Source organism: Mycobacterium terramassiliense (assembly GCF_900157385.1).
Classification (GTDB): domain Bacteria; phylum Actinomycetota; class Actinomycetes; order Mycobacteriales; family Mycobacteriaceae; genus Mycobacterium; species Mycobacterium terramassiliense.
In genome coordinates, this window is sequence record NZ_LT717701.1 from 823988 (window position 1) to 849535 (window position 25548).

Annotated in this window: 23 protein-coding genes and 2 pseudogenes; 12 read left to right on the plus strand and 13 right to left on the minus strand. The window is 69.2% G+C overall.

Going from position 1 to position 25548, the window contains the following annotated elements:
* Positions 1 to 4: 4 nt before the first annotated feature.
* From MTAB308_RS18700 to MTAB308_RS18715, 4 genes and pseudogenes are all read right to left on the minus strand, one after another.
* A complete protein-coding gene (locus MTAB308_RS18700; RefSeq protein ID WP_077104525.1) occupies positions 5 to 925 on the minus strand; it encodes an MBL fold metallo-hydrolase in 921 nt (306 codons plus the stop codon).
* Complete coding sequence (locus MTAB308_RS18705; RefSeq protein WP_077101153.1) at positions 925 to 1683, minus strand: LamB/YcsF family protein; 759 nt, start codon at positions 1681 to 1683, stop codon at positions 925 to 927. Before MTAB308_RS18705 ends, MTAB308_RS18700 begins: the two co-directional genes overlap by 1 nt.
* Positions 1684 to 1722: 39 nt before the next feature.
* On the minus strand, positions 1723 to 2433 hold the full coding sequence (locus tag MTAB308_RS18710) for a sensor domain-containing protein (protein ID WP_077101155.1): 711 nt from the start codon (positions 2431 to 2433) through the stop codon (positions 1723 to 1725).
* 33 nt (positions 2434 to 2466) lie between these two features.
* Positions 2467 to 2783 (minus strand): annotated as a pseudogene (locus MTAB308_RS18715) (metal ABC transporter permease); the annotation flags it as partial.
* A 92-nt stretch (positions 2784 to 2875) separates the two neighbouring features.
* Between MTAB308_RS18715 and MTAB308_RS18720 the strand changes: the two are divergent.
* Entirely contained in the window at positions 2876 to 3958 is a 1083-nt protein-coding gene (locus tag MTAB308_RS18720; RefSeq protein ID WP_077101158.1) for an Rv3575c family transcriptional regulator, read from the plus strand.
* A gap of 1 nt (position 3959) precedes the next feature.
* Here MTAB308_RS18720 and kstR read toward each other — a convergent pair whose 3' ends face one another.
* The gene (gene kstR / locus MTAB308_RS18725) at positions 3960 to 4571 is read right to left on the minus strand and encodes a cholesterol catabolism transcriptional regulator KstR (protein ID WP_157900968.1); all 612 of its coding nucleotides are present in this window, start codon (positions 4569 to 4571) and stop codon (positions 3960 to 3962) included.
* A 268-nt stretch (positions 4572 to 4839) separates the two neighbouring features.
* Between kstR and MTAB308_RS18730 the strand changes: the two genes are divergently transcribed.
* Both MTAB308_RS18730 and MTAB308_RS18735 read left to right on the plus strand, forming a co-directional pair.
* Entirely contained in the window at positions 4840 to 6963 is a 2124-nt protein-coding gene (locus tag MTAB308_RS18730; RefSeq protein WP_077101162.1) for an acyl-CoA dehydrogenase family protein, read from the plus strand.
* A 103-nt stretch (positions 6964 to 7066) separates the two neighbouring features.
* Positions 7067 to 7943, plus strand: a pseudogene (locus MTAB308_RS18735) (hypothetical protein).
* A gap of 75 nt (positions 7944 to 8018) precedes the next feature.
* Here the strand turns inward: MTAB308_RS18735 and MTAB308_RS18740 are convergent.
* Both MTAB308_RS18740 and MTAB308_RS18745 read right to left on the minus strand, forming a co-directional pair.
* Positions 8019 to 8552 carry a hypothetical protein gene (locus tag MTAB308_RS18740; protein ID WP_077101164.1) on the minus strand — a complete coding sequence of 178 codons (534 nt, stop codon included), beginning with the start codon at positions 8550 to 8552 and terminating at the stop codon, positions 8019 to 8021.
* A gap of 28 nt (positions 8553 to 8580) precedes the next feature.
* Complete coding sequence (locus MTAB308_RS18745; RefSeq protein WP_077101166.1) at positions 8581 to 9663, minus strand: ferredoxin--NADP reductase; 1083 nt, start codon at positions 9661 to 9663, stop codon at positions 8581 to 8583.
* Positions 9664 to 9812: 149 nt separating this feature from the next.
* Between MTAB308_RS18745 and hsaA the strand changes: the two genes are divergently transcribed.
* The 5 genes from hsaA (at position 9813) to MTAB308_RS18770 (ending at position 14268) form a co-directional block, all read left to right on the plus strand.
* Entirely contained in the window at positions 9813 to 10997 is a 1185-nt protein-coding gene (gene hsaA, locus MTAB308_RS18750; protein WP_077101168.1) for a 3-hydroxy-9,10-secoandrosta-1,3,5(10)-triene-9,17-dione monooxygenase oxygenase subunit, read from the plus strand.
* A 16-nt stretch (positions 10998 to 11013) separates the two neighbouring features.
* Entirely contained in the window at positions 11014 to 11892 is an 879-nt protein-coding gene (gene hsaD, locus MTAB308_RS18755) for a 4,5:9,10-diseco-3-hydroxy-5,9,17-trioxoandrosta-1(10),2-diene-4-oate hydrolase (RefSeq protein ID WP_077101170.1), read from the plus strand.
* Complete coding sequence (gene hsaC, locus MTAB308_RS18760; RefSeq protein ID WP_077101172.1) at positions 11889 to 12791, plus strand: iron-dependent extradiol dioxygenase HsaC; 903 nt, start codon at positions 11889 to 11891, stop codon at positions 12789 to 12791. The genes hsaD and hsaC overlap by 4 nt, the downstream gene beginning before the upstream one ends.
* Positions 12792 to 12804: 13 nt before the next feature.
* On the plus strand, positions 12805 to 13368 hold the full coding sequence (gene hsaB, locus MTAB308_RS18765; protein ID WP_077101174.1) for a 3-hydroxy-9,10-secoandrosta-1,3,5(10)-triene-9,17-dione monooxygenase reductase subunit: 564 nt from the start codon (positions 12805 to 12807) through the stop codon (positions 13366 to 13368).
* 72 nt (positions 13369 to 13440) lie between these two features.
* A complete protein-coding gene (locus MTAB308_RS18770) occupies positions 13441 to 14268 on the plus strand; it encodes a CHAD domain-containing protein (RefSeq protein WP_245831444.1) in 828 nt (275 codons plus the stop codon).
* 59 nt (positions 14269 to 14327) lie between these two features.
* Here MTAB308_RS18770 and MTAB308_RS18775 read toward each other — a convergent pair whose 3' ends face one another.
* On the minus strand, positions 14328 to 14762 hold the full coding sequence (locus tag MTAB308_RS18775) for a hypothetical protein (protein WP_216823679.1): 435 nt from the start codon (positions 14760 to 14762) through the stop codon (positions 14328 to 14330).
* A 150-nt stretch (positions 14763 to 14912) separates the two neighbouring features.
* Between MTAB308_RS18775 and MTAB308_RS18780 the strand changes: the two genes are divergently transcribed.
* Together MTAB308_RS18780 and MTAB308_RS18785 are read left to right on the plus strand one after the other, a co-directional pair.
* Complete coding sequence (locus MTAB308_RS18780; protein WP_077101178.1) at positions 14913 to 15743, plus strand: arylamine N-acetyltransferase family protein; 831 nt, start codon at positions 14913 to 14915, stop codon at positions 15741 to 15743.
* An 81-nt stretch (positions 15744 to 15824) separates the two neighbouring features.
* Positions 15825 to 17684, plus strand: coding sequence for a fatty acyl-AMP ligase (locus MTAB308_RS18785; RefSeq protein WP_077101180.1), 1860 nt, complete (start codon positions 15825 to 15827; stop codon positions 17682 to 17684).
* Here MTAB308_RS18785 and MTAB308_RS18790 read toward each other — a convergent pair.
* Genes MTAB308_RS18790 through fadD3 form a run of 5 tightly spaced genes read right to left on the minus strand, consistent with a single transcriptional unit; the run spans position 17674 to position 23402 of the window.
* On the minus strand, positions 17674 to 18843 hold the full coding sequence (locus MTAB308_RS18790) for a pyridoxal phosphate-dependent aminotransferase (protein ID WP_077101182.1): 1170 nt from the start codon (positions 18841 to 18843) through the stop codon (positions 17674 to 17676). The genes MTAB308_RS18785 and MTAB308_RS18790 overlap by 11 nt on opposite strands.
* Positions 18840 to 19793, minus strand: a complete 954-nt coding sequence (ipdE2, locus tag MTAB308_RS18795) for an acyl-CoA dehydrogenase IpdE2 (protein ID WP_108637355.1) — start codon at positions 19791 to 19793, stop codon at positions 18840 to 18842. Before ipdE2 ends, MTAB308_RS18790 begins: the two co-directional genes overlap by 4 nt.
* Entirely contained in the window at positions 19790 to 20725 is a 936-nt protein-coding gene (locus MTAB308_RS18800) for an acyl-CoA dehydrogenase family protein (protein ID WP_077101195.1), read from the minus strand. Before MTAB308_RS18800 ends, ipdE2 begins: the two co-directional genes overlap by 4 nt.
* A complete protein-coding gene (locus MTAB308_RS18805; RefSeq protein WP_077101197.1) occupies positions 20725 to 21858 on the minus strand; it encodes an acyl-CoA dehydrogenase family protein in 1134 nt (377 codons plus the stop codon). The genes MTAB308_RS18800 and MTAB308_RS18805 overlap by 1 nt, the downstream gene beginning before the upstream one ends.
* Entirely contained in the window at positions 21858 to 23402 is a 1545-nt protein-coding gene (gene fadD3, locus MTAB308_RS18810; protein WP_077104529.1) for a 3-((3aS,4S,7aS)-7a-methyl-1,5-dioxo-octahydro-1H-inden-4-yl)propanoate--CoA ligase FadD3, read from the minus strand. Before fadD3 ends, MTAB308_RS18805 begins: the two co-directional genes overlap by 1 nt.
* A 59-nt stretch (positions 23403 to 23461) precedes the next feature.
* On the opposite strand from fadD3, the gene ipdE1 reads away from it, so the two are divergent.
* On the plus strand, positions 23462 to 24610 hold the full coding sequence (gene ipdE1 / locus MTAB308_RS18815; protein WP_077101199.1) for an acyl-CoA dehydrogenase IpdE1: 1149 nt from the start codon (positions 23462 to 23464) through the stop codon (positions 24608 to 24610).
* Positions 24607 to 25395 carry a (5R,7aS)-5-hydroxy-7a-methyl-1-oxo-2,3,5,6,7,7a-hexahydro-1H-indene-carboxyl-CoA reductase gene (gene ipdF / locus MTAB308_RS18820; protein ID WP_077101201.1) on the plus strand — a complete coding sequence of 263 codons (789 nt, stop codon included), beginning with the start codon at positions 24607 to 24609 and terminating at the stop codon, positions 25393 to 25395. The genes ipdE1 and ipdF overlap by 4 nt, the downstream gene beginning before the upstream one ends.
* The last annotated feature ends 153 nt before the right edge of the window (positions 25396 to 25548 follow it).

Sequence of the window (25548 nt, forward strand, 5' to 3'; positions counted from 1 at the left end):
CGTCCTACGTCCAGGGGTCTTCGCGTCGCCACACCGTCGGCATGTGCAGCGCGACACCGTCGCGGGCGGCCAGCTCGTCGAGGACACGGATGGACACGTCCAGGTCGTCGCCCGCATAAGGCAAGGCCCGCAGGGGCTTTGACAACGGGCTGAAGAAGTCGTCCCAGTGGATGAGGATCACCCGGCGCGCGCCCACGGCGCGCACGGTCTCGGCCCAGTAGTCCAGGAGATAGGACCGCGGCCGCAGCCCGAGCTGGCCGACGCTCAGGTAGACGGCATCCGCGCGCCGCCCGGCCAGGGCGCCTTTGACGAACCCGGCGCTGCCCTGGATCAGCAGCCGCCGGCCCGACGGCCGGTGGTGCACCAGCGTCGACCAGGCCTCGCCGCAACGGTACGCCGACGCCCGCACCGGCGGCCGCAGCGGTGCGTCGATCACCCCGGGGAACCGGTCCGGCGGGCAATGATGCGACGCCACCAGCGTTACGTCATAGGCGCCCAGGCGAATTGGCTCGCCGGAGGTGGCGACGGTAAGGCGGTCCTCGGGCAAGCCGTACCCGCGCCCGACGTTGGCCGCCGACTCACCGCCGACGAGCCGCGCGCCGGTGCGGTCGGCGACCAGGGCGGTGTCCAGCGCGTGGTCGATGTGGGTGTGCACGGGGATGACGGCCTGAAGCCGCGACACCCCGGCCCGGGCCAGGCAGCCGTCCACGCGGGCCGGTGACGGCGACACCTTGCCGGCCGCCACCCGCGCCAAGCTGGGCCGCGAGAAGTAGCCGTCGGTCAGCAGCGCCGACGACCCGTCGTCGAGCAGCAGCGTCGCCACACCCATCCAGGTCGCCGACAGCGGCGAATCGGGGCCGGCGGCGGGCACGTCGAACCGGTCCGAATATCGCGCCAGATCGGGCCGGCCGGGTTTGACTCGCATCAGCAAAACGCCCTGACGTCGGCGCCGGCCGCGGCGAGCCGATCCCGCACCGCGGTCGCGATCTGCACCGCGCCCGGCGAATCTCCGTGCACGCAAACCGATTCCACGGTGAGGCCGATCTGCGTGCCGTCGATCGCGGTGACCCGTCCGGAGGTCACCATCGTCACTACGCGGTCCGCGATCTCCGCCGGGTCGTGCAGCAGCGCACCCGGTTCGCGGCGGGACACCAGCCGGCCGTTGGGCTGGTAGGCGCGGTCGGCGAACGCCTCGGCCACGGTGCGCAGGCCAAGGCGGGCGGCCTCGTCGAAAAACGCCGAACCCGCCATGCCCAGCACCGGCAACGCCGGATCCACCATGCGCACCGCCTCGGCGACGGCGGCGCCCTGGTCTGGATCGGTCACGATCGTGTTGTACAGCGCGCCATGGGGTTTGACGTAACACACCGTCGACCCGGACGCCGTCGCGATCGCCTGCAGCGCGCCGATCTGGTAGACGACATCGGCAACCAGGTCGTCATGGGCGACATCGATGTAGCGCCTGCCGAATCCTGCCAAATCGCGGTAGCTGACCTGCGCCCCGATGCGCACGCCGCGCTCGGCGGCCGACCGGCACACCCGCAGCAGGCCCATCGGATCCCCGGCATGGAACCCGCACGCCACGTTGGCGCTGGTGACGATGCCGAGCATGGCGGCGTCGTCACCGAGGCGCCAAACGCCAAAGCCCTCGCCCAAGTCGGCGTTGAGGTCGATACCGGGCACCCGCCTAGCTTATGGGCCGCGCGAAAGCCGCCGCACCGCCTACTGCCGGGCCACCTTGGCCGCGATCCGCTCGGCTATGCCGACCGCCGAGCCGGCGGCCAACGGCGAGGCGCACGCCAGGACGTCGATGGTGACGTTGTTGCGCACGGTCAGGGCCCGTTGGCAGGTCCACCCGTCGCCGCCTTCCTGAACCTCGGACGTGCTGAGCGTGCCGCCGGCTTTGTCGATGCCGGCCACCGTCCACACGACGGGGGGCTTGCCCTGGGGCAAATCCGAAAACCGCCGGTTGGCGCAGGCGGACCAGCTTTGCGCCGAGGAGTCGTAGAAGGCGTTGGCGTCGCGCGCCGACGGGTACGCGATCACGGCCTGGATGGCGTAGTGGTCGCGGCTCTTGGAGTCGTCGACGCTGTCGTCGAGCCGCTGGCCGCGGATGGCGGTCCATCCGCTGCCCGCATAGACCTTGTCCTGGCCGGGCCCGTCGAGCGGCAGGCAGTCCTTGTCGCTGATGCTCGAGCTCCAGTCCCACATCGCGTCGGCGCTGAACCACACCTTCATCGACGTCGCGTTCAGCGCGGTGTTGATCTGGCTCGCATCGAGCAGCAGCCCGTCGAGGGCCGACACCGCAACCGGGTCGTGCGGCAGGGGACCGGAATGGTCGGCGGGGACGGCCCTGCCGCCCGCGACGGTGGTACAGCCGACGGCGAGCGCGGACACCCCAGCGAGCACAACCGCGGTGAGTCGCTGGCGCACTGCTGTCCCCCATCCCCACTTTGTGCGACCAGCTTAAGTGGCAACCTCGCGGCGTCGCCCGACGAGCCAGCAAAACAGATAGACGACAAACGAGATGGTCGCGACGAACACCGACACCGGAACGCCGGGCGCCGGCGACAGCAGGACGCCCCCGACGGCGGCGACTTCCGCGAAGGTCACCGAGGCCGGCACCGCCAGCGCCGGCGAGGCCACCACCCGGGCGGCCGCGGCGGCCGGAGTGATGAGCAACGACATCACCAGCAGCGCCCCGACGATCTGCCCAGGGCGCGCACCGGGACCCCGCGCGCCGCCGCGACCTCCGGGTCGACGGTGGCGAACAACAGCGGCCGCCCCGTGATACTGATGAAAATCGTTTCCATTAGAAAGTGGCGCCGTGCGGCCTCGTAGGCGGCGACGGCGGGCCGCTGTAGCGTCACCGAACGTGAGGAGTCCCACCCCGCGCCGGCGTGCGACTCTGGCGTCATTGGCGGAGGAACTGAAGGTTTCGCGCACCACGATCTCCAATGCCTTCAACCGGCCGGACCAGCTCTCCGCCGACCTACGCGAACGGGTGCTGGCGACGGCGAAGCGGCTCGGATATCCGGGACCCGATCCCCTCGCGCGGTCGCTGCGGACGCGCAAGGCGGGCGCGGTGGGTCTGGTGATGGCCGAACCGCTGACCTACTTCTTCAACGACCCGGCGGCGCGGGATTTCGTCGCGGGCGTGGCGCAATCGTGCGAGGAACTCGGGCAGGGGCTGCTCCTGGTCGCCGTGGGGGCCAGCCGCAGCCTCGACGACGGAACGGCCGCCGTCCTCGGCGCCGGCGTCGACGGGTTCGTGGTGTATTCGGTCTGCGACGACGATCCCTACCTGCAGGTGGTGCTGCAGCGCCGGCTGCCGGTCGTGGTGGTCGACCAGCCCAAGGGGCTGGCCGGAGTGTCCCGGGTCGGCATCGACGACCGGGCGGCGATGCGCGCGCTGGCCGACTATGTGCTCGGGCTTGGGCACCGCGAAATCGGTTTACTGACCATGCGGCTGGGCCGGGAACGCCGGCAGGGCCTGGTGGACGCCGACCGGCTGCGGTCGCCGGCCTTCGACGTCCAGCGCGAGCGCATCATCGGCGTGTGGGAGGCGATGACGGCCGCCGGTGTCGATCCGGATTCGCTGACCGTGGTGGAGAGCTACGAGCACCTCCCCGAATCGGGCGGCACCGCGGCCAAGGCGGCGCTGGAGGCCAATCCGCGCATCACCGCGCTGATGTGCACCGCGGACATCTTGGCCCTGTCCGCCATGGATTACCTTCGCGCACATGGCATTTACGTGCCCGGCCGGATGAGCGTCACGGGGTTCGACGGCGTGCCCGACGCGATAGGCCGCGGGCTGACCACGCTGGCCCAGCCGAGCCTGCAGAAGGGACGCCGGGCGGGTGAGCTACTGCTGAAGCCCCCGCGATCGGGCCTGCCGGTCGTGGAACTCCTTGACACAGAGCTGATTCGGGGCCGCACCGCCGGACCGCCCGCTTAGGTCATTGGGGACGCTGGGCGCTTTCGGTGTCGCCGATCAGCAACCGCACGGCCAGGTCCAGCCGCTTGCTGACGTCGGTCGCCGAGGCCCGGCGGGTGAGCCAGGCGAGCAGGTTCGACAGCCACACGTCCGAGATCACCCGCGCGATGTGGTACTGGTCCTCTGTCGGTTCGCCGTCGGCCATCGCCCGCGCGAACATGCTGTCGATGAGCTTCTCCACCTGGTCGACCTCGCTGGCCGCCGACGCGTCGGCGAACACGTAGGCGCGCGTCATCGCCTCGGTGAGCAGTGGATTGCGTTGCATCGCCCGGTTGAGCTTTCCGACCATGAAGTTCAACCGCTGAAACGGCGTGCCGCCGGCGACCGAGGAGCGGTCGGTCTTGGCGTCGATGCGGCTGAACTCCCGGCCGAGCGCCGACACCAGAAGATGCACCTTGGAGGGGAAGTACCGGTAGAGCGTCCCCACCGCCACGTCGGCGCGGTCGGCGACGGCCCGCATCTGCACCGCCTCGTAGCCGCCCTTGGACGCGATGGCCATGGTCGCGTCCAGGATGCGCTTGCGACGCTCCCGCTGCGCCTCGGAACCGAGTTCGGACTCAGCCAGGACCGCCACGTTCACGACCTCGCGCGGTTGCGAGTCAGGTACGCGCGCCGAACTCGGGTTGGCTGACGACATCTGAAGAGTGGCTCCTTTTTCAGGTGGTTCGTTCGCAAACGATACGCATGCTGTGCGTAAATTTCCCACCTCCCCGCAGCAGGGACAACCAGGTGTACTGCTGTGATGGCGTTCGACTTGACGCTCGATCGCTGGCACTATTAGAACACGTTCTAGTGGGCTTTAGCGCCCCTTCATCCCGAACCAGGCACGCGGAGGACTAGAGGTGGTAGCGACCGTCACCGAGGAACAGTTCGCCGCGCGTGCGCTGGTGCGCGACTGGGCGCGCAATCCGACGTCGGGACCCGGCGGAACCACCGCGATCCGCGACGTCGAGCAAGGCAAAGCCGACGCGTGGCGGCCCGTCTTCGCCGGCCTCGCCGACCTGGGGCTGTTCGGGGTGGCGATACCGGAGGACCGCGGCGGCGCGGGCGGCAGCATCGAGGATCTGTGCGCGATGGTCGAGGAAGCGGCCAAGGCGCTGATCGCCGGGCCGGTTGCGACGACTGCCCTGGCGACGCTGGTCGTCGACGACCCCGAATTGTTGGCCGGGCTGGCGTCCGGGGAGCGCTTCGCCGGGGTGGCGCTGCAAGGCGACGTTCGGTTCGACGGCGAGGCGGGACGCGCGTCGGGCACCCTGCCGTGGGTGCTGGGCGGAGCGGAAGGTGCGGTCGTCCTCCTGCCCGCGGACGGGAAGTGGCTGCTCGTCGACACCGACGCCGAGGGCGTGCAGCTCGAGCCGCTGCGGGCCGCCGACTTCTCCCGGCCGCTGGCCCGGGTGGTGCTGACGTCGGCGCCGGCCGCCGTGATCGGGGCGCCGGGGCACAGGGTCGAGGAATTGGCCGCGACGGTGCTGGCGGCCGAGGCGGCCGGCATCACCCGATGGTCGCTGGACACCGCGGTCGCCTACGCCAAGGTGCGCGAACAGTTCGGCAAGCCGATCGGCAGCTTCCAGGCCGTCAAACACCTGTGCGCCGAGATGCTGTGCCGCGCCGAGCAGGCCGAGGTGGCCGCCGCCGACGCCGCGCGCGCCGCCGCGGAACCCGATGCGGACCAGTTTTCGATCGCGGCCGCCTTGGCCGCGGGCGTCGGCATCGCCGCCGCCAAGGCGAACGTCAAGGACTGCATCCAGGTGCTCGGCGGCATCGGCTGCACCTGGGAACACGACGCGCACCTGTACCTGCGCCGCGCCCACGCCATCGGCCGGTTTCTCGGCGGCGGCCAACGCTGGTTGCGCCGCATCACCGCCCTGACCCAGGCGGGGGTGCGCCGCCGCCTGGGTATCGACCTCTCGGAGGTGGAGGGCCTGCGCCCCGAGATCGCCGCGGCGGTCGCCGAGATTGCCGCGCTGCCGGAAGCCCAGCGCCAAGCCGCCCTGGCCGAGGCCGGGCTGCAGGCCCCGCATTGGCGGCCGCCGTACGGGCGCGGCGCGTCACCGGCCGAGCAGTTGCTGATCGATCAGGAGATGGCCGCTGCCGGTGTGGTGCGGCCGGACCTGGTGATCGGCTGGTGGGCGGCGCCGACCATCCTCGAGCACGGCACGCCCGAACAGATCGAACAGTTCGTGCCGGCCACTCTGCGCGGCGAATTCCTTTGGTGCCAGCTGTTTTCCGAGCCCGGCGCCGGGTCGGACCTGGCGTCGCTGCGCACCAAGGCGGTGCGGGGGGATGGCGGCTGGCTGCTCACGGGGCAGAAGGTGTGGACGTCCGCCGCGCACACGGCGCGGTGGGGGGTGTGCCTCGCGCGCACCGATCCGGACGCCCCGAAACACAAGGGCATCACCTACTTCCTGGTTGACATGCGCTCGCCGGGCATCGAGATCCGGCCGCTGCGCGAGATCACCGGCGACTCGCTGTTCAACGAGGTGTTTTTGGACAACGTGTTCGTCCCCGACGAGATGGTGGTCGGCACGGTGAACGACGGCTGGCGGCTGGCGCGGACCACGCTGGCCAACGAGCGGGTCGCGATGGCCAACGGCACCGCGCTGGGCAACCCGATGGAGGAGCTGCTCCGGGTGCTGGCGGAGATGGACCTCGACGCCGCCCAGCAAGACCGGCTGGGATGGCTGATCGCCACCGCTCAGACCGGCGCGCTGCTGGATCAGCGCATCGCCCAGCTGGCCGTGGGCGGCCAGGACCCGGGCGCGCAGTCCAGCGTGCGCAAGCTGATCGGCGTCCGCTACCGGCAGGCGCTGGCCGAATACGCGATGGACGTCTCCGAGGGCGGCGGGCTCGTCCACAACCAGGCGGTCTTCGACTTCCTCAACACGCGCTGCCTCACGATCGCCGGCGGCACCGAGCAGATCCTGCTCACCGTCGCCGCCGAGCGGCTTCTCGGCCTGCCGCGCTGATTCGTTTCACCGAGCCGGTAATTTCGCAGGGCTTTACTCGCACTTTGTCTGCAGATTTACAGCCTCGGCGTTGGTGTCGGTGTCCTGGGCCACTATTCAGCCCATGGCCGGGGTGCTGATCGGTAGCGAAGCCGTCGCGCGGGGAGTTGTGACGCGACACGAATTGCGACGCTGGTATGTGCGGCTCTACCCCGGCGTGTATGCCGCTAAGGGCGAACAGCTTTCGCTGCGGCAGAGGACCGAAGGCGCATGGTTGTGGTCGCGGCGAAGTGCGATCGTGTCGGGTGTTGCGGCGTCGGCGTTGCATGGCGCTCGGTGGGTCGACGCCGATATCCCCGTCGAGTTGGTTTGGTCGAACACCCGGCCGCCGCGGGGGATAGTCGCGCGTGAGCAGCTGCTGGCGGAGGACCGAAACCACCCGCGTCGCGGGATTGCCGGTCACCACTCTCGTACGAACGGCGTACGACTTGGGCCGGTACCTTCCACGCGGACGGGCGGTGGCGCGCCTCGACGCGTTGATGCGGGCCACCCCGTTTGCGCCGGAGGATGTACTGCTGGTTTCCGAGCGGTACCCGTCTGCTCGCGGGACACGCCGGCTGCGGCAGGTCTTGCGTCTCGTCGACGGCGGAGCGGCCTCGCCGAAGGAGACCTGGCTGCGGCTTCTGCTGATCGACGCGGGCTTGCCCATGCCGACCACCCAGATTCCGGTGGTCGAGGGCTACTCTGCCCTGGCCATGCTCGACATGGGCTGGCCGGAATTCGGCGTAGCTGCCGAGTATGACGGCGACCAACACCGCAGCGATCGGCGTCAGTTCGTGAAGGACCACTGGCGAATGCGAAAGCTCGCGGAAATTGGCTGGATCGTCATTCGCGTGATCGCCGAGGACAGGCCGGCGGATGTCATCGACCGGGTCCGGCGGGCGCTGCTCGCACGGGGTTGGCGACCCGGGGGAACGGCCGTCGTCGCGTTGGCGGGATGACTCCCGCCGAGCCGGTAATTTCGCAGGGCTTTACTCGCACTTTGTCTGCAGATTTACAGCCTCGCGAAACCGGCGCTAGGAAAAGTTCGTCTGCGCGCAGGTGCTGGGCGAGGTGATGTTGACGCCGCCGTAGACCACCTGGATGTGGGTGCAGGTGATGACGCTGATGTCGGTCTTGGGCTGGCCGGTCTGCCAGTCGGTCGAGTCGATGCGCCCGGTCGTCTGGTATTTGTCCGGCGGTCCCTCCCCGAAGTACACGGTGGTGATCTCGTCGGATCCCATCGCCTTGTGCACCCTCTCGAACTGGCCGTTGGCGTGCGTGTCGAGGTATGCCAGCCGGTTTGGCGACCGAACCTCGGTCGTCTGCCGCGCCCACAGGCCGGGCGGGAAGCCGGTCACGCCGTCGGGGGTGAGCATGTCGGCCCCGGCGGTGAAGTTGCAAAAGCCGCCCGACTTGAAGCATTCGAGGGTCATGTGCGTCTCCAGCTGGTTGGGGCCGTCCAGCGGGAACAGGGTGGTGGCGGTGTTGCTCGCCGCCGAAGCGATCGGACTCGGCGCCAGCGCCAGCACGGCTGCGACCACGGCAAACCCCGGCAATAGCCGCTTCATCGGCGCCCCCTTCCGGTTCGCTACGCGACTACTCGTCGTAGGTGACTTCTACCGAATCAGATTCGGGGCGAGATTGACAGGCCAAAATCAGCCCGTCGTCGAGATCCTGCTGCTCCAGGACGTCGTTGACCTCCATGTTGACCTTGCCGCTGCGCAGGGTGCAGGCGCACGCGCCGCAGTGTCCCTCGCGGCACGAGAACGGCGCGTCCAAGCCCTTCGCGAGCAGCACGTCGAGCAGCTTGGCGTTGCGCGGCCACGACACGGTGTGCGTTTCGCCGTCCAGCTCCACCACGGCCGTGGCCGGCGGCTGGTCCCCTTCGGCGGTGTCCTCGACCTTCACCGCCGCGAAAGGATCCGACTCGAGCGACTTGAACACCTCGATATGCACCTGTGCCGGAGGCACTTCCAGCCCGTTCAGCGCGACCCGCGCCGCTTCCATGAAGGGCCCCGGGCCGCAGATGAACACGGGCCGATCGGTGAAGGGCGACGCGAGCTTCGCCAGGGCGGTCGCGCTGGGCAGCCCCTGCAGCGATTCCAGCCAGTGCAGCACCGTGAGCCGGTCGGGATACTTCGCGGACAGCTCGCGCAGCGCGTCGGCGAAGATCACCGAGCGGTCGTCGCGGTTGGCGTAGACCAGCGTCACCTGCCCGCTGCCCTCGGCGAGCGCGGACTTGCAGATCGACATGATCGGCGTGATGCCGCTGCCGGCCGCCATCAGCAGAAAGTCATCGTCGAGCGTCTTGGGCACGAAGTTGCCCGACGGCGCCAGCACGTGGATGCGCATGCCGGCGTGCGCGTGGTCGCACAGCCAGTTCGACGCGTAGCCGTCCGCGGTCCGTTTCACCGTCACGGTCAGCGCGTCATCGGTGAACGGCGAGCTGCACAGCGAGTAGCACCGAGCCACCGAGCCGGTGCGCTCGCTGGGCACGCGCAACGTCAGGAACTGTCCGGGGGCGTACCGGAGCCGCTCCGGCGGGATCGCCGGATCGCCGGGCGCGTCGGGCACCGCGAACACCAGCGACCGCGCCTCGTCGGTTTCGGCGACGACCTCGGCGATCTGCAGTTCAAGGACGTGGTCGCCGAGCGGCTCGTCGGGAATCGCTTCCGTCAAGACCCGTCCCTTCCTTTCCTGGCAACTAGAACATGTTATAGAAAACCGGATTCGTATCGCTACCAGCCGCAGGAATACCCTGCTCGACACAAATCGGAACGTGTTCTAGTCTTCTGGGTAAGTCCGCACTCCCGGGGAGGCAAACTTACGTGACGTCCATTCAACAGCGCGATGCGCAGACGGTGTTGGCTGGGATCGACGATCTACTTCCGCTGATCCGGGAGCGCGCCCAGGCCACGGAGGATCTGCGCAGGCTGCCCGACCAGACCGTGCAGGAGCTCGAGGACGTCGGGTTCTTCACCCTTTTGCAGCCCGAGCAGTGGGGCGGGCTGCAGTGCGACCCCACGCTGTTCTACGAGGCCGTCCGCCGGCTGGCCAGCGCGTGCGGCTCCACCGGGTGGGTCAGCTCGATCATCGGCGTGCACAACTGGCACCTGGCGCTGTTCGACCAGCAGGCCCAGGAGGACGTCTGGAGCGACGACCCCAAGACCCGCATATCGTCGTCGTACGCCCCGATGGGCGCCGGCGTCGTGACCGACGGCGGCTACCTGGTGAACGGCTCGTGGAACTGGTCGTCGGGCTGCGACCACGCCTCGTGGACGTTTGTGGGCGGCCCGGTCATCAAGGACGGCCGGCCGGTTGACTTCGGCAGCTTCCTCATCCCCCGCAGCGAGTACCGCATCGACGACGTGTGGCACGTCGTGGGACTGCGCGGCACCGGCAGCAACACGCTGGTCGTCAAGGACGTCTTCGTGCCGCGGCACCGGTTCCTGTCCTACAAGGCGATGAACGACGGCACCGCCGGCGGCTACGCGACCAACACGGCTCCGGTGTACAAGATGCCGTGGGGCACCATGCACCCCACCACCATCTCGGCGCCGATCGTCGGCATGGCCTACGGCGCGTACGACGCGCACGTGGAGCACCAGGGCAAGCGGGTGCGGGCGGCGTTCGCCGGCGAGAAGGCCAAGGACGATCCGTTCGCCAAGGTCCGCATCGCCGAGGCGGCCAGCGACATCGACGCCGCGTGGCGGCAACTGAGCGGCAACGTCGCCGACGAGTACGCGCTGCTGTCCGCCGGCAAGGAGATCCCGTTCGAGCTGCGTGCCCGCGCCCGCCGCGACCAGGTGCGCGCCACCGGCCGGTCGATCTCCGCGATCGACCGCTTGTTCGAGGCGTCCGGCGCCACCGCGCTGGCCAACGACCAGCCGGTGCAACGGTTCTGGCGCGACGCGCACGCCGGGCGGGTGCACGCGGCCAACGACCCCGAGCGCGCCTACGTGATCTTCGGGAACAACGAATTCGGGTTGCCGCCCGGCGACACGATGGTTTAGCGGCAAGGCCTGAGCCATGACGGCGACAACGGGGGAGCTGACCTTCGAGTCCACCTCGCGGTTCGCGGAGGTCGACGTCGACGGACCGCTGAAGCTGCACTACCACGAGGCCGGGACCGGCAACGACCAGACCGTCGTACTGTTGCACGGCGGCGGTCCGGGCGCGTCGAGCTGGACCAACTTCTCGCGGAACATCGCGGTGCTCGCGGAGCGGTTCCACGTGCTGGCCGTCGATCAGCCCGGGTACGGACATTCCGACAAACGGGCCGAACACGGCCAGTTCAACCGCTACGCCGCGCGGGCGCTGGGCGGGCTGTTCGACCAACTGGGCCTGGGACGCGTTCCGCTGGTGGGCAATTCGCTCGGCGGGGGCACCGCGGTCCGGTTCGCCCTCGACTACCCCGACCGGGCCGGGCGCCTGGTGCTGATGGGCCCCGGCGGGTTGAGCGTCAACCTGTTCTCGCCGGACCCGACCGAGGGCGTCAAGCGGCTGTCGGCGTTCTCCGCCGCCCCCACCCGCGAGAACCTCGAAGCCTTCCTGCGGGTGATGGTCTACGACAAGAACCTGATCACCCCCGAGCTGGTGGATCAGCGCTTCGCGTTGGCCAGCACGCCGGAATCGCTGGCGGCGACCCGGGCGATGGGAATGTCGTTCGCGGGGGCCGATTTTGAGCTGGGCATGATGTGGCGCGAGGTGTACAAATTGCGCCAACCGGTGTTGCTGATCTGGGGGCGCGAGGACCGCGTCAACCCGCTGGACGGGGCGCTGGTGGCGCTGAAGACCATTCCGCGTGCGCAGCTGCACGTTTTCGGGCAATGTGGGCATTGGGCGCAGGTGGAGAAGTTCGACGAATTCAACAAGCTCACCGTTGATTTCCTGGGAGGCGCGCGATGAGTATCCGGTCCCTGGGCTACCTTCGCATCGAGGCCACCGATATGGCGGCCTGGCGCGAGTACGGCCTGAAGGTGCTCGGCATGGTCGAAGGCAAGGGCAGCACCGAGGGGGCGCTCTACTTGCGCATGGACGACTTCCCGGCCCGGCTGGTCATCGTGCCCGGCGAACGCGACCAGCTGAGCGAAGCCGGCTGGGAATGCGCGAACGCCGAAGGCCTGCAAGAGATCCGAAACCGGCTCGACGTGGAGGGCACGCCCTACAAGGAGGCCACCGCGGCCGAGCTGGCGGATCGCCGGGTCGACGAGATGATCCGGTTCTCCGACCCGTCGGGCAACTGCCTCGAGGTCTTCCACGGTGCCGCCCTGGAACATCGCCGGGTGGTCAGCCCGTACGGACACAGGTTTGTCACCGGTGAGCAGGGCCTGGGGCACGTGGTGCTGACCACCCGCGACGACGAGGAGACGCTGCACTTCTATCGGGACGTGCTGGGCTTCACGCTGCGCGACTCGATGCGCCTGCCGCCGCAGGTGGTGGGGCGGCCCGCCGACGGGGCGCCGGTCTGGCTGCGGTTCTTGGGCTGCAACCCGCGTCATCACAGCCTCGCGTTCATGCCCGGGCAGACCCCGAGCGGCATCGTGCACCTGATGGTCGAGGTGGAAGAGGCCGACGACGTCGGCCTGTGCCTGGACCGGGCGCTGCGCCGTCAGGTGCCGATGTCGGCCACGTTGGGCCGCCACGTCAACGACCTGATGTTGTCCTTCTACATGAAGACCCCCGGTGGGTTTGACATCGAGTTCGGTTGTGAGGGCAGGAAAGTCGACGACCACGACTGGATCGCCCGGGAAAGCACCGCAGTGAGCCTGTGGGGCCACGACTTCACGGTCGGCTTCCGCGCCTAACCCGAGGCCAACCATGTCGGCACAGATCGATCCGCGAGCCTTCCGGCAGGTGCTCGGTCAGTTCTGCACCGGGATCACCATCATCACCACCGTGCATGACGACGTCCCGATCGGCTTCGCCTGCCAGTCTTTCGCGGCGCTGTCGCTGGACCCGCCGCTGGTGCTGTTCTGCCCCACCAAGGTGTCGCGGTCCTGGAAGGCCATCCAGGCAACCGGCCGGTTCTGCGTCAACGTGCTGACCGAGCAGCAGAAGGACGTGTCGGCCCGGTTCGGATCCAAGGAGCCCGACAAATTCGCCGGAATAGACTGGCACCCATCGGAATTGGGTTCGCCGATCATCGACCGCTCGCTCGCCTACATCGATTGCACCGTGGCGTCCGTGCACGACGGCGGGGATCACTTCGTGGTGTTCGGTGCGGTCCAATCGCTGTCCGAGGCCCCCAAGATCAAGCCCCGGCCCCTGCTGTTCTATCGCGGCGACTACACCGGCATCGAGCCCGACAAGACCACGCCGGCCCAATGGCGCGACGACTTGGAGGCTTTCCTCACCACGACCACCCAGGACACCTGGCTGTAGAGCCGCGCGCGGCGACGCGCCGGCGGCGCGCCCATGTTTGGCGGCCGCGGGCTTTCGGGAATGCGTTGTGTCATGCGCTCACCAGCGACACGGGCGTTGACGGACTACCTGAACGCTCAAATCGGCCAGATACAAATCGGCGATAGTGAGCTGCGCGGCGCCGAAAACCGGGACACCATTCACGACACCCGCGTCGCCACTCGGCGATTCCGCAGCACGCTGCGCGTCTTCGCCAAAATCCTCGATGCCGGCATCGGCGACCTGGACCGCGAACTGAAGTGGTATGCCGGGCTGCTCGGCGACGTGCGCGACTGCCAGGTTCAGGGGCGCCGGTTCGACGAGGCGCTGGACGCGATGCCCGAGGAGCTGATCCTCGGCCCCGTCCGCTCGCGGATCCGCAACGATCTGCAGGCGATCGAGCTGCCGGCCCGTGCCCGCCTGAGCGAGGCGATGGACTCCGACCGCTACCACCGGCTGCAGGCGGCGTTGCGCCGTTGGCGCGACGAACCGCCCGTCGACCAACGGCTCTCCGCCAAGGCGCTGCGCAAGCGGGCCCGGCGGGCGCAACGCAAGGCGGACCGGCGATTGGCGGCGGCGCTGGACTCCGGCGACGACGTGATGCTGCACAGGGCGCGCAAGGCCGCCAAACGCGCTCGCTACGCCGCCGAACTGGGCAAACCGCTGGACCAGGGCGCGGGGCGAACCATCAAGCACTACAAGCGGATTCAGGGCCTGCTCGGTGACCACCAGGACACCGTCGTCGCCACCGAGGCGCTTCGGCAGATGGCGGTGACCGCCGGTACGACGGTGGGCGAGAACGGCTTCAGCTACGGCGTGTTGTACGCGCGCGAGCTACAGATCGCCCGCCGATGCCGGGAAGGAGCGTTGCAGCTCGTGTGAGAGGCACACCCGATGGCCCGCTTGAGGGGGGCGGGCCATCGGGTGTGCCCGGGTCTGATTCAGCCCGTTGCGGGCCGGTGCGGTCGGACGGATTCCGCGTCGTCGGCCGCTGGCTCGTGCGACGCCTCGCCGGTCTTCTCGTCCGTGTCCCTGACGTTCGGGTCGAGGCGGTCGGCGCGCCTGAATTGATCCTCGAGTTGCTCGCGCGATGTCGCCGCGTCGCTCTGGTGACTGGCGGCTCGTTCCTGCAACCTCGCGGCTTCGGCGGCCTTGGCTTCGGCCTCGGCCTGGGCCGCCCGCGCCTTGGCCGCCGTTTCGTCGGCGAGCGCTTGCCGCCGTTCTACCCGCGATGACGCGACCTTGGCCTCTTCGCGAATCTGTTCGGCTTGCCGCTGGCGGCGGCGACGCGTCGCTCTGGTCGCCGCGACGATCAGGGCGGCGATCACCAGGACCGCCACGATGACGGCGATGACAATCCAAATAGTGCTGCTCATCAGGGGCTCCGTACGTTTCGTGGGTGGTGTGCTGCAGCGCCCGTCCGTACCGGGTTCCCCATATTTGACAGATATAAAACAAGGCGCTTCGGCGGGCGCGCCGCGCGTTTGGCGCAAACGATCGCGGCTGACGCGGGCCAGAATGGCCCTATGACGCTGGATCTCACCGGGTACTTCGACCGCATCGGCTTCCGCGGCGCCGCCGAGCCGAACCTGGAGGTCTTACAGGCCCTGATGACCGCGCACACGCTGGCGATCCCGTTCGAGAACCTCGATCCGCTGACCGGAGTGCCGGTCGACGACCTGAGCCCAGAGGCCCTGACCGACAAGCTCGTTCACCGCGGCCGGGGCGGCTATTGCTACGAGCACAACGGGCTGATGGGTTACGCGCTGCGCGAAATCGGCTTCCGGGTGCGGCGATTGGCCGGCCGGGTGGTCTGGATGCTGCCGCCCGACGCGCCGCTCCCGGCGCAGACGCACACGGTATTGGCGGTGACCTTCCCCGGCTCGCAGGGGCCATACCTCGTCGATGTCGGCTTCGGCGGCCAGACGCCGACCTCGCCGCTGCGTATCGAAACCGGCAGCGTCCAGCAGACGACCCGCGAACCGTACCGGCTCGAGGACCGCCGCGACGGGCTGGTCCTACAGGCCCTCATCTCCGACCAGTGGGTGCCGCTCTACGAATTCACCACGCAGACCCAGCCGGACATCGACCTGAAGGTGGCCAGCTGGTTCGTCTCCACCCATCCCGCGTCGCACTTCGTGACCGGCCTGATGGCCGCAAAGGTCACCGACGACGCCCGGCTGAACCTGGCCGGCCGGAATCTGACCGTCCACCGCGCCGGGGCCAGCGAGAAAATCCGCCTGCCCGACGCGGCCGCCGTCATCGACACCCTCGCCGAACGGTTCGGGGTCAACGTGGCCGACATCGGCGAGCGCGGCGCACTGGAAGCCCGCCTCGACAAGGTCCTCGACGCCTAATCCGCACGTCATTCGACGTGATGACCGCCATACCGAGGTAAATGCGGCAATTTATAAGAACGTCTATTAATCTGTCCCGACGTGAGTCGGGATCACGGGTCAACCAATGCTGTCGCCGTCGCCTCGGACAGCGTAGAGGCCGACGCAGCCGCGGCCGGCAAGATCGTGGTGCCCGAGGGCGTGACGTTGACCTCGAATTTCGACCGGAACCGGGCTCAGCTCGGTGACAGCCCGGCGTACCGCTTCCTCGACTACTCGCAGGACCAGGACGGCCGGGTCGTCGAGCTCAGCTGGAACGAGCTGTGGTCGCGGGTCTGCGCGATCGGCGCCCGCTTGCAGCAGGTCACCCGGCCCGGAGATCGGGTGGCCGTCCTGGCGCCGCAGGGCCTCGACTATGTGGCGGGCTTCTTCGGCGCCATCCATGCGGGCAATGTCGCGATCCCACTCTTTGCGCCGACTTTGGCCGGGCACGGCGAGCGGCTGGCGGCGGTGCTGGCCGACGCCCGGCCCGCCGCGGTCCTGACCACGACGTCGGCCGCCGAATCGGTTCGGACGTTTATCCGGACGTTGCCCGCGCGCGAGCGGCCGCGGATGATCGCGGTGGACGCGGTACCCGCGACGCTCGGCGCGACCTTTACCGACCCCGTCCGGGACACCGACGACCTCGCCTATCTGCAGTACACGTCGGGATCGACCCGCACGCCGGCCGGGGTGGAGATCACCCATCGCGCCGTGTACACCAACGCGATGCAGATGATCCTGCACGGCGGGCTGAACACCGACGTCCAATGCGTGAGCTGGTTGCCGCTGTATCACGACATGGGACTGATGATGATCGTGTTCACGGCGTATTTCGGGGCGCACGTCACGCTGATGGATCCGATGGCTTTCCTGCGCCGGCCCTACCGATGGATCAAGCAACTGGGCATCGCGGCGACCCGCGGCCGGACAATGGCGGCGGCGCCGAACTTCGCGTTCGAGCTGACGGCCCAGCGCGGCCTTCCGCCCAAGGGCGAGGATCTCGACCTCAGCAACGTCGTGTGCCTGCTCAACGGTTCGGAGCCCGTGAGCATGTCGGCCATCGAGCAGTTCACCAACGCGTTCGCCCCGTATGGTCTGCCCGCGACGGTGGTCAAGCCGTCCTACGGGATGGCCGAAGCGACGCTGTCGGTCGCCAGCATCGCCTCGGACGCCGCGGCCAGCGCGATCTTCCTCGACCGGGAGCAGCTCGGCGCCGGCCGCGCGGTGGTCGTCGAGCCGACCGCGTCCGGTGCGGTCTCGCTTGTCTCATGCGGCCAGCCGATCCTCGAGGAGTGGGCGGTGATCGCCGACCCGGACGGCGCGGAGGTGCCCGACGGCACCGTGGGGGAAATCTGGTTGCACGGCAACAACGTCGGCCGCGGATACTTCGGGCGCGAGGAAGAAACGCGACGGGTGTTCGGCAACAAGCTGCAGACCCGGCTCGAGGCCGGGAGCCACGCCGAGGGCGCCCCGGACAACGGGTCCTGGCTGGCCACCGGCGATCTCGGTGTCTACGTCGACGGCGAGCTTTACCTGACCGGGCGGATCAAAGACCTCATCATCATCGACGGCCGCAACCACTACCCGCACGACATCGAAACGACGGTGAGCGAAGCCTCGCCGGCCATCCGCACCGGCTATGTGGCCGCGTTTTCCGTTCCCGCCGAGGCGGTTTCCTCCATCCCCGGCGGCGGCTCCGGCGAGCAGGTGGTCGTCGTCGCCGAGCGCGCCGCCGGGGCGGGTCGCGCCGAGCTGGGGCCGATCGTTGACACCGTGCGCGCCGCGATCTCGCGGCATCACCAGATTCGTGTCGCCGATGTGCGGCTGGTGGCCGCCGGGGCCATCCCCCGCACGACGAGCGGTAAACTTGCCCGCAACGCCTGCCGCGCCGAGTACCTCGCAGGGCGTTTCAACCGCTGATCGGCAGCCACGACCCTATCCGGTGCAGGGCCTCCTCGATGTCGCTCGTGGGTCCGGCGAACGAGAGGCGGACGAACGAATTGCCGCGCGCGGTGTCGAAGTCGATGCCCGGCGCGATGGCAACGCCGGTGTCGGCCAGCAATTTTGAGCAGAATCCCAGCGAGTCGCCGGTGAAGTCCGAGACGTCGGCGTACACGTAGAACGCGCCGTCGGTGGGCGCCAGCCGGTCGACGCCGATCGCGCGGAGCCCGTCGAGGAGCAGCGACCGGTTGACCGCGTAATGCCGCAGATTGCCGTCGGCCTCGGCGGTGGCCTCCGGGGTGAACGCCGCCACCGCGGCGATCTGCGACAGCACCGGCGGGCAGATGGTGAAGTTGCCGGTCAGGCAGTCCACCGCCCGGCGCAGCTCGGGCGGCACCAGCAGCCAGCCGAGCCGCCAGCCCGTCATCGCGTAATACTTCGAAAAGCTGTTGACCACCACCGCGTCTCGCGATGTCTGCCAGGCGCAGCTGGTCTCCGGTGCCGCGTCGTAGACCAGGCCGTGGTAGACCTCGTCGCTGATCAGCCGTACGCCGGATGCCTGACACCACGACGCGATCGCGGACAACTCGGCCGGCGGGATGACGGTCCCGGTGGGATTGGCGGGGCTGGCGACGATCACGCCCTTGATGGGTGGGTCCAGTTCGGCGAGCATCCGCGCGGTGGGCTGGAACCGGGTTTGCGGCCCGCACGCGATGTCTACTACCTCACATCCCAACGCGGACAGGATGTTTCGGTAGCAGGGATAGCCGGGACTGGCCAGCGCCACGCGATCGCCGACGTCGAAGCACGCCAGGAAGGCGAGCAGGAATCCGCCCGAGGAGCCCGTGGTCACGACGACCGCGTCGGGCTCCACGTCGATGCCGTGTTTGTGTTGGTAGTCGGCCGCTATCGCGGCGCGCAGTTCCGGAATGCCCAGCGCGACCGTATAACCCAGCTGGTTGGCGTGCAGCGCGGCGGCCGCCGCCGCGCGCACCGGCTCGGGCGCGCCGACGCTGGGCTGGCCCGCCGACAAGTTCACGAGGTCGCCATGGGTGCGCTGCCGCTCCGCGGCGGCCAGCCAGACATCCATCACATAGAACGGCGGGATGCCGGCGCGCAGGGCGACGTGGTCGGTCACGTCGGCAAGACTTCACATTCCAGCTGGCGCAGCAGCTCGCGCGGCGAGCCGAGCAGTTGTGCGCTGCCGTGGGCGCGCTTGAAGTACAGGTGCATGTCGTGTTCCCACGTGATCGCGATCCCGCCGTGCAACTGAATCCCCTCGGCGGCGACGTCTTTCAACGCCTCGGTGGCGGCCAGGCGCGCGGTGGCGGCGTTGGTGGGCGTGGGGTCGTCGCAGGCGTCGGACACCACGGCCTTCGCCGCGGCAACGGTGACATACAGGTTGGCCATCCGATGCTTGAGCGCCTGAAAGCTGCCGATCGGCCGGCCGAATTGAACCCGGCTCTTGGTGTATTCGACGGTCAGTTCCAGGCAACGTTCGGCGGCGCCGATCTGCTCGGCCGCCAGCAGGATGGCCGCGGTGTCGGCGATGCCCGGGTCGGCGCCGATCGTTTCGGTCTCTTCCGGGCGCACCCGGGCGAGGCGGCGGGTGGGGTCCATGGTGTCGACGGGCTGCGCGCTGAACCGGGTCCACCTGTTCAGCCGGCCGCCGTCAACCGCGACGACGACGTCGGCGATGTCGCCGTTGACCACGTAGTCGGGGTCGAGCACCAGCGCGCCGATCGAACCGCCCTCGGCGAGCCCCGCCAGGGTCTCGCCGTCCGGCTCGGCCGCGGCGAGCAACGCCAGCTCCGCCAGCGTCGTGCCCAGCAGCGGTGAGGGCACCAGGGCGCGACCCAGCTCCTGCAGAACGGTTGCGGCGTCGGCCAATTCGCCGCCCGCACCCCCCAGTTCCTCGGGAATCACCAGGGCCGCCGCGCCGACCTGCTCGCACAGTAGCCGCCACAGCGTCTCGTCGTAGCCGCGCTCGGACTCCGTCGCGGCGCGCACCGCCGCCGGTTCCGCGTGCTTGGCCACCAGGGCCGCGACGGTCTCGCGCAGCAGCTCGCGCTCTTCAGTCATGCTCATAGCGCCTCCAGCACTCGGCGCCGATGCGCCTCGGGCGTGCCCCACGCCGAGCGTAATGCCTGCACCCGCAGCAGCCACAGGGACAGGTCGTGTTCCTGGGTAAACCCGATCGCGCCGTGGGTTTGCAGCGAGGCGCGCGCCGCCAGCAGGGCGGCCTCCGACGCCGCGGCCTTCGCCGCGCCGACGTCGCGTGCTTCTAGGGAGAGCGCCGCGCCGTAGACCAGGGGACGGGCCAGCTCGATCGCGATGTGCACGTCGGCCAGTTTGTGCTTGATCGCCTGGTAGGAACCGATCACTCGGCCGAACTGGCTGCGTTGCTTGGCGTAGTCGACGGCGCCGGCCAGCAGCGCCTCGGCGGCGCCGACCAGCTGCGCCGCGGTGGCCAACGCGCCGAACTCGTAGGCGCGCTTGACGTCCGCTTGCCAGGGCTCACCGGACGGGGTGACGTCGTAGAGGCGGCGGCTGGGGTCGACGGACTCGTGCTGTTCACCCGGGGCCGCCTGCGTCACACCGCCCTCGCGGGCCAGCAGCACCAGCCCGGCCGTCTCGGCGTCGACGGCACGCGGGTTGTGTGGCGGCATCGCGACGGTGGCGATGAGCTCGCCGGAGGCCAGGCCCGCGCAGCGCTCGTCGTCCGCCAGCAAAATCGGTGCCACCGCGAGGGATTCGGCCACCGGTCCCGGCACGCACCAGCGGCCGAGACGTTCGAGGGCGACCACCAGGTCGACGGGCTCGGCGCCGATGCCGTCGAATTTCTCCGGCACGGCCAGCGCGGTGACGCCCAGGTTCGCCAGCTGCTCCCACACCTTGCGGCCGGGCGCGGTATCACCGGCCGACCACGCGCGGATGGTGCCCGGCAGGTCCGCCGCCCCCAGCGCCGCGTCGATGCTCGCCGCGAAGTCGCGCTGCTGTTCGTCTAGTGCGAAGTCCATTACCTTTTCTCCCGGGGCAGACCCAGCAGACGTTCCGAGATGATGTTGCGCTGGATTTCGTTGGTGCCGGCGTAGATCGGGCCCCCCAGGGCGAACAGCAGCCCGTCGGTCCACGGGCCGGCCAGCTCGCCGTCGGCGTCGAGGACGTCGAGGGCCGTCTGATGTATCGCGACGTCGAGGTCCGACCAGAACACCTTGGTCACCGACGATTCGGCGCCGAGCTCGCCGCCGGCGGCCAGCCTGGTCACCGTGCCGAACGTCTGCAGGCGGTAGGCCTGCGCCTTGATCCACGCATCGGCGACCCGGTCGGCGAGTTCCGGGGGGCTGCCGCGGTCCTGCCACAGGCCCACCAATCGTTCCGCCGCCGCGAGGAAGCGGGCGGGGCTGCGCAGCGACATGCCGCGCTCGTTGCTCGATGTGCTCATGGCCGCCCGCCAGCCCTCGTTCGGGGTGCCGATGACGTCCTCGTCGGGGACGAAGACGTCGTCGAGGAAGATCTCCCCGAAGCCGGTGTCGCCGCCGAGCTGCACGATGGGCCGCACGGTGACGCCGTTGGCCTTCAGGTCGAACATCAGGTAGGTCAGGCCGTTGTGCCGCTCGGCCGAGGGGTCGGACCGGAACAGCCCGAATCCCATTTCGGCGAACGGCGCCCGCGAGCTCCAGATCTTCTGGCCGTTGAGCAGCCAGCCGCCGTCGGTTCGGGTGGCGGTGGACCGCAGCGAGGCCAGGTCGCTGCCGGATTCGGGCTCCGACCACGCCTGCGCCCAGATCTGTTCGCCGCTGGCCATTTTCGGCAGGATCCGGTCGAGCTGCTCGGGGGTGCCGTGCGCGAACAGCGTCGGGGCCAGCATCGAGGTGCCGTTGGCGCTGGCCCGTCCCGGCGCCCCGGCGCGAAAGTACTCCTCCTCGAACACCACCCAATGCAGCAGCGGCGCGTCGCGGCCGCCGTACTTCTTCGGCCAGGTGATCACCGACAGGCCGGCGTCGAACAGGACCTTGTCCCAATGCCGGTGCTGGGCAAAGCCTTCGGCGTTGTCGTAGGACTTCGTCGGGATCTCCGCGGCGTTGGCCGACAGGAACTCCCGGACCTCGGCCTGGAAGGCCAGCGTGTCGTCGTCTAATTGCAGGTCCATCAGGCCAGCTCCCGCAGTTGTGGTTTGACCACCTTGCCGCCCGGGTTGCGCGGCAACGTGTCGACGAAGCGCACCGACCGCGGCGCCTTGAAGTTCGCCAAATGCTCACGGGTGTAGGCGATCACGGACTCTTCGTCGAGGTTGGCGCCCGGCCGGGCCACCACGAACGCGCGGCCGACCTCGCCCAGCCGCTCGTCGGGCACCCCGATCACCGCGGCGTCGGCCACCCCCGCCATGCGGGCCAGGACCTGCTCGACCTCGGCGGGGTAGACGTTGAATCCGCCGCAGATGTACATGTCCTTGAGCCGATCGGTGATGCGCAAGTTGCCCGCCTCGTCGACGGCGCCGATGTCGCCGGTGTGCAGCCAGCCGTCCGCGTCGATGGCGGCCGCGGTCGCGGCCGGGTCATCGAGGTAGCCCAGCATGACGTTCGGCCCGCGCAGCAGGACCTCGCCGGCTTCTCCGGAAGCGCTTGAGTCGATCCGCAATTCGAAGTCGGCGAAGGGCCGCCCGCAGGTGGTGGCGACGGTGACCGCGTCGTCGTCGGCGCGGCACATGGTGCCCATGCCGTTGGCCTCGGTCAGCCCGTAGGCCGTCAGCACGATGTCGATGTCGAGCTCGGACTGCATGCGTTCGACCAGCACGACCGGCACCGTGGCCGCGCCCGTCACCGCGAACCGCAGCGAGCTCAGGTCGTAGTCGCGCCGCGCCGGATGGTCGAGCAGGGTCTGGTAGATGGTGGGCGGCCCGGGCAACACCGTGATGCGGTGTTGCTCGATCGCCTGCAGCGCGCGCAGCGGGTCGAAGGTCAGGTGGGGGATCAGCGTCGCGCCGGTCTGCAGGCAGGCCAAGATGCCGGCCTTGTAGCCGAAGTTGTGGAAGAACGGGTTGATGCAGAGGTATCGGTCGTCGCTGGTGATCTTGCCGTTGGCCGCCCACGACGCCGAGGCCGACAGCGACTGCCGATGCGCACACAGCACGCCTTTGCTGCGCCCGGTGGTACCGGAGGTGAACAGGATGTCGCTGATGTCGTCGGGGGTGACGGCGGCGGCACGGCGCCTTACCGCGTCGGTGGCCGGGGATTCGGTGCCACGCGCGATGAAGTCGTCCCACGTGCCGTCGCCGGCGTCGATCGGGATTCTGACGATGTGCCGCAGCGCCGGCAGCGCTTGAGAGTTCAGGTCGGCGACGGGGTCTTTGCCGAGGAATTGCCCCATGCCGAACAGCACCGGCGCGGCGGTGCGCGCCAGGATGTCGGCGGCCTCCTCGGCGGTGTAGCGGGTGTTCAGCGGCACCATCGCGGCCCCGGCGTGGTGGATCGCCAGGCACGCCACCACCCAGTGCCAGGTGTTCGGCGACCAGATCGCGACCCGGTCTCCGGCCCGGACGCCCAGCGCGATGAGTGCGGCCGCCGCCCGATGCACCTCGGCGCGCAGCGCGGCCGACGTGAACGTCCGCTCGTCGGTGATCAGCGCGTCGTGATCGGGGAGCCGCTGCGCCAGGCGATCCAGCGCCGCCGGCACGGTGCGCGGGTCGCCGATCATCATCGCTCCTCTGGACCGCTCCTAACAAAGCAAGTGCTTGGTAGGTTAGCCTACAGGGCATGCAGGACGTCGAGGAGTTCCGGGCCGAGGTCCGCGGTTGGCTCGCCGACAATCTGGTCGGCGAATTCGCGGCGCTCAAGGGGCTCGGCGGGCCGGGGCGCGAGCACGAGGCGTTCGAGGAACGGCGCGCGTGGAACCAGCACCTGGCCGCCGCCGGCCTGACCTGCCTGGGGTGGCCGGTCGAGCACGGCGGCCGCGGGCTGTCCACCGCACACCGGGTGGCGTTCTACGAGGAGTACGCGAAGGCCGACGCGCCGGACAAGGTCAACCACTTCGGCGAGGAGCTGCTCGGCCCGACGCTGATCGCGTTCGGGACGCCCGAGCAGCAGCAGCGCTTCCTGCCCCGCATCCTCGACGTCACCGAGCTGTGGTGCCAGGGCTATTCCGAGCCCGGCGCCGGCAGCGACCTGGCCAACGTCTCGACGACCGCCGAACTCGACGGCGACCAATGGGTGATCAACGGCCAGAAGGTGTGGACGTCGCTGGCGCACTTGTCGCAGTGGTGCTTCGTGGTGGCGCGCACCGAGAAGGGCTCCAAGCGACACGCCGGCCTGTCGTACCTGCTGGTGCCACTGGACCAGCCCGGGGTGCAGATCCGGCCGATCGTCCAGATCACCGGCACGGCCGAGTTCAACGAGGTGTTTTTCGACGACGCCCGCACCGACGCGTCGTTGGTGGTCGGCCAGCCCGGGGACGGCTGGCGCGTCGCGATGGGGACGCTGACCTTCGAGCGAGGCGTCTCCACATTGGGACAGCAAATCCGCTACGCCCGTGAGCTTTCCAATCTGGCCGAGCTCGCGCGGCGCACCGGCGCCGCCGACGACCCGTTCATCCGGGAGCGGCTGACGCGGGCGTGGACCGGACTGCGAGCGATGCGTTCGTACGCTTTGGCCACCATGGACGTCGAGCAGCCCGGCCAGGACAACGTGTCGAAGCTGTTGTGGGCCAACTGGCATCGCGATCTGGGCGAGCTGGCGATGGACGTCATCGGCAAGCCGGGGATGGCGTTGTCCGACGGGGAATTCGACGAGTGGCAGCGGCTTTTCCTGTTCACCCGAGCGGACACCATCTACGGCGGCTCCAACGAGATCCAGCGCAACATCATCGCCGAGCGGGTGCTCGGCCTACCCCGAGAGGTCAAGGGATGAGTCTGTCCGATACTCCGAAAGAGGTTGCCGGACACGGCCTGCTGGAAGGCAAGGTGGTCGTCGTGACCGCGGCCGCGGGAACCGGGATCGGTTCGGCGACGGCCCGCCGCGCCCTGGCGGAGGGTGCCGACGTGGTGGTGTCCGACCACCACGAACGACGCCTGGGGGAGACGGCCGACGAACTGAGCGCACTGGGACTGGGCCGGGTCGAAAAGGTGGTGTGCGACGTGACATCCACCGCCCAGGTCGATGCCCTGATCGACTCGACCACCGCGCGGATGGGCCGCTTGGACGTGCTGGTGAACAACGCCGGCCTGGGCGGGCAGACGCCGGTGGTCGACATGACCGACGACGAATGGGACCGCGTGCTGGACGTGACGCTGACGTCGGTGTTCCGGGCCACCCGCGCGGCGCTGCGGTATTTCCGGGAGGCCTCGCACGGCGGCGTTATCGTCAACAACGCCAGCGTGCTGGGCTGGCGCGCGCAGCACTCGCAGTCGCACTACGCCGCCGCCAAGGCCGGCGTGATGGCGTTAACCCGCTGCAGCGCAATCGAAGCCGTCGAGTACGGCGTCCGGATCAACGCCGTCTCGCCGAGCATCGCGCGGCACAAGTTTCTCGACAAGACGACCTCGGCCGACCTGCTGGACCGGCTGTCGGCGGGCGAAGCGTTCGGGCGCGCCGCCGAGCCGTGGGAAATTGCTTCCACCATTGCCTTTTTGGCCAGCGACTACTCGAGTTACCTGACGGGAGAGGTGATCTCGGTCTCCAGCCAGCACCCGTGAACGGATCGGGACGATTACCAGTCTCGGATGCCGAATCAAATGGCCTGGGTAGACTTGGTCAGATTGAACGAGGCCGTGATGGCGGTGCCGGAGTTCAACAAGCCCGAGACGTCATCTGTGGCTACAGGGAGTTGAGCGGTCGGGACGGCTTTG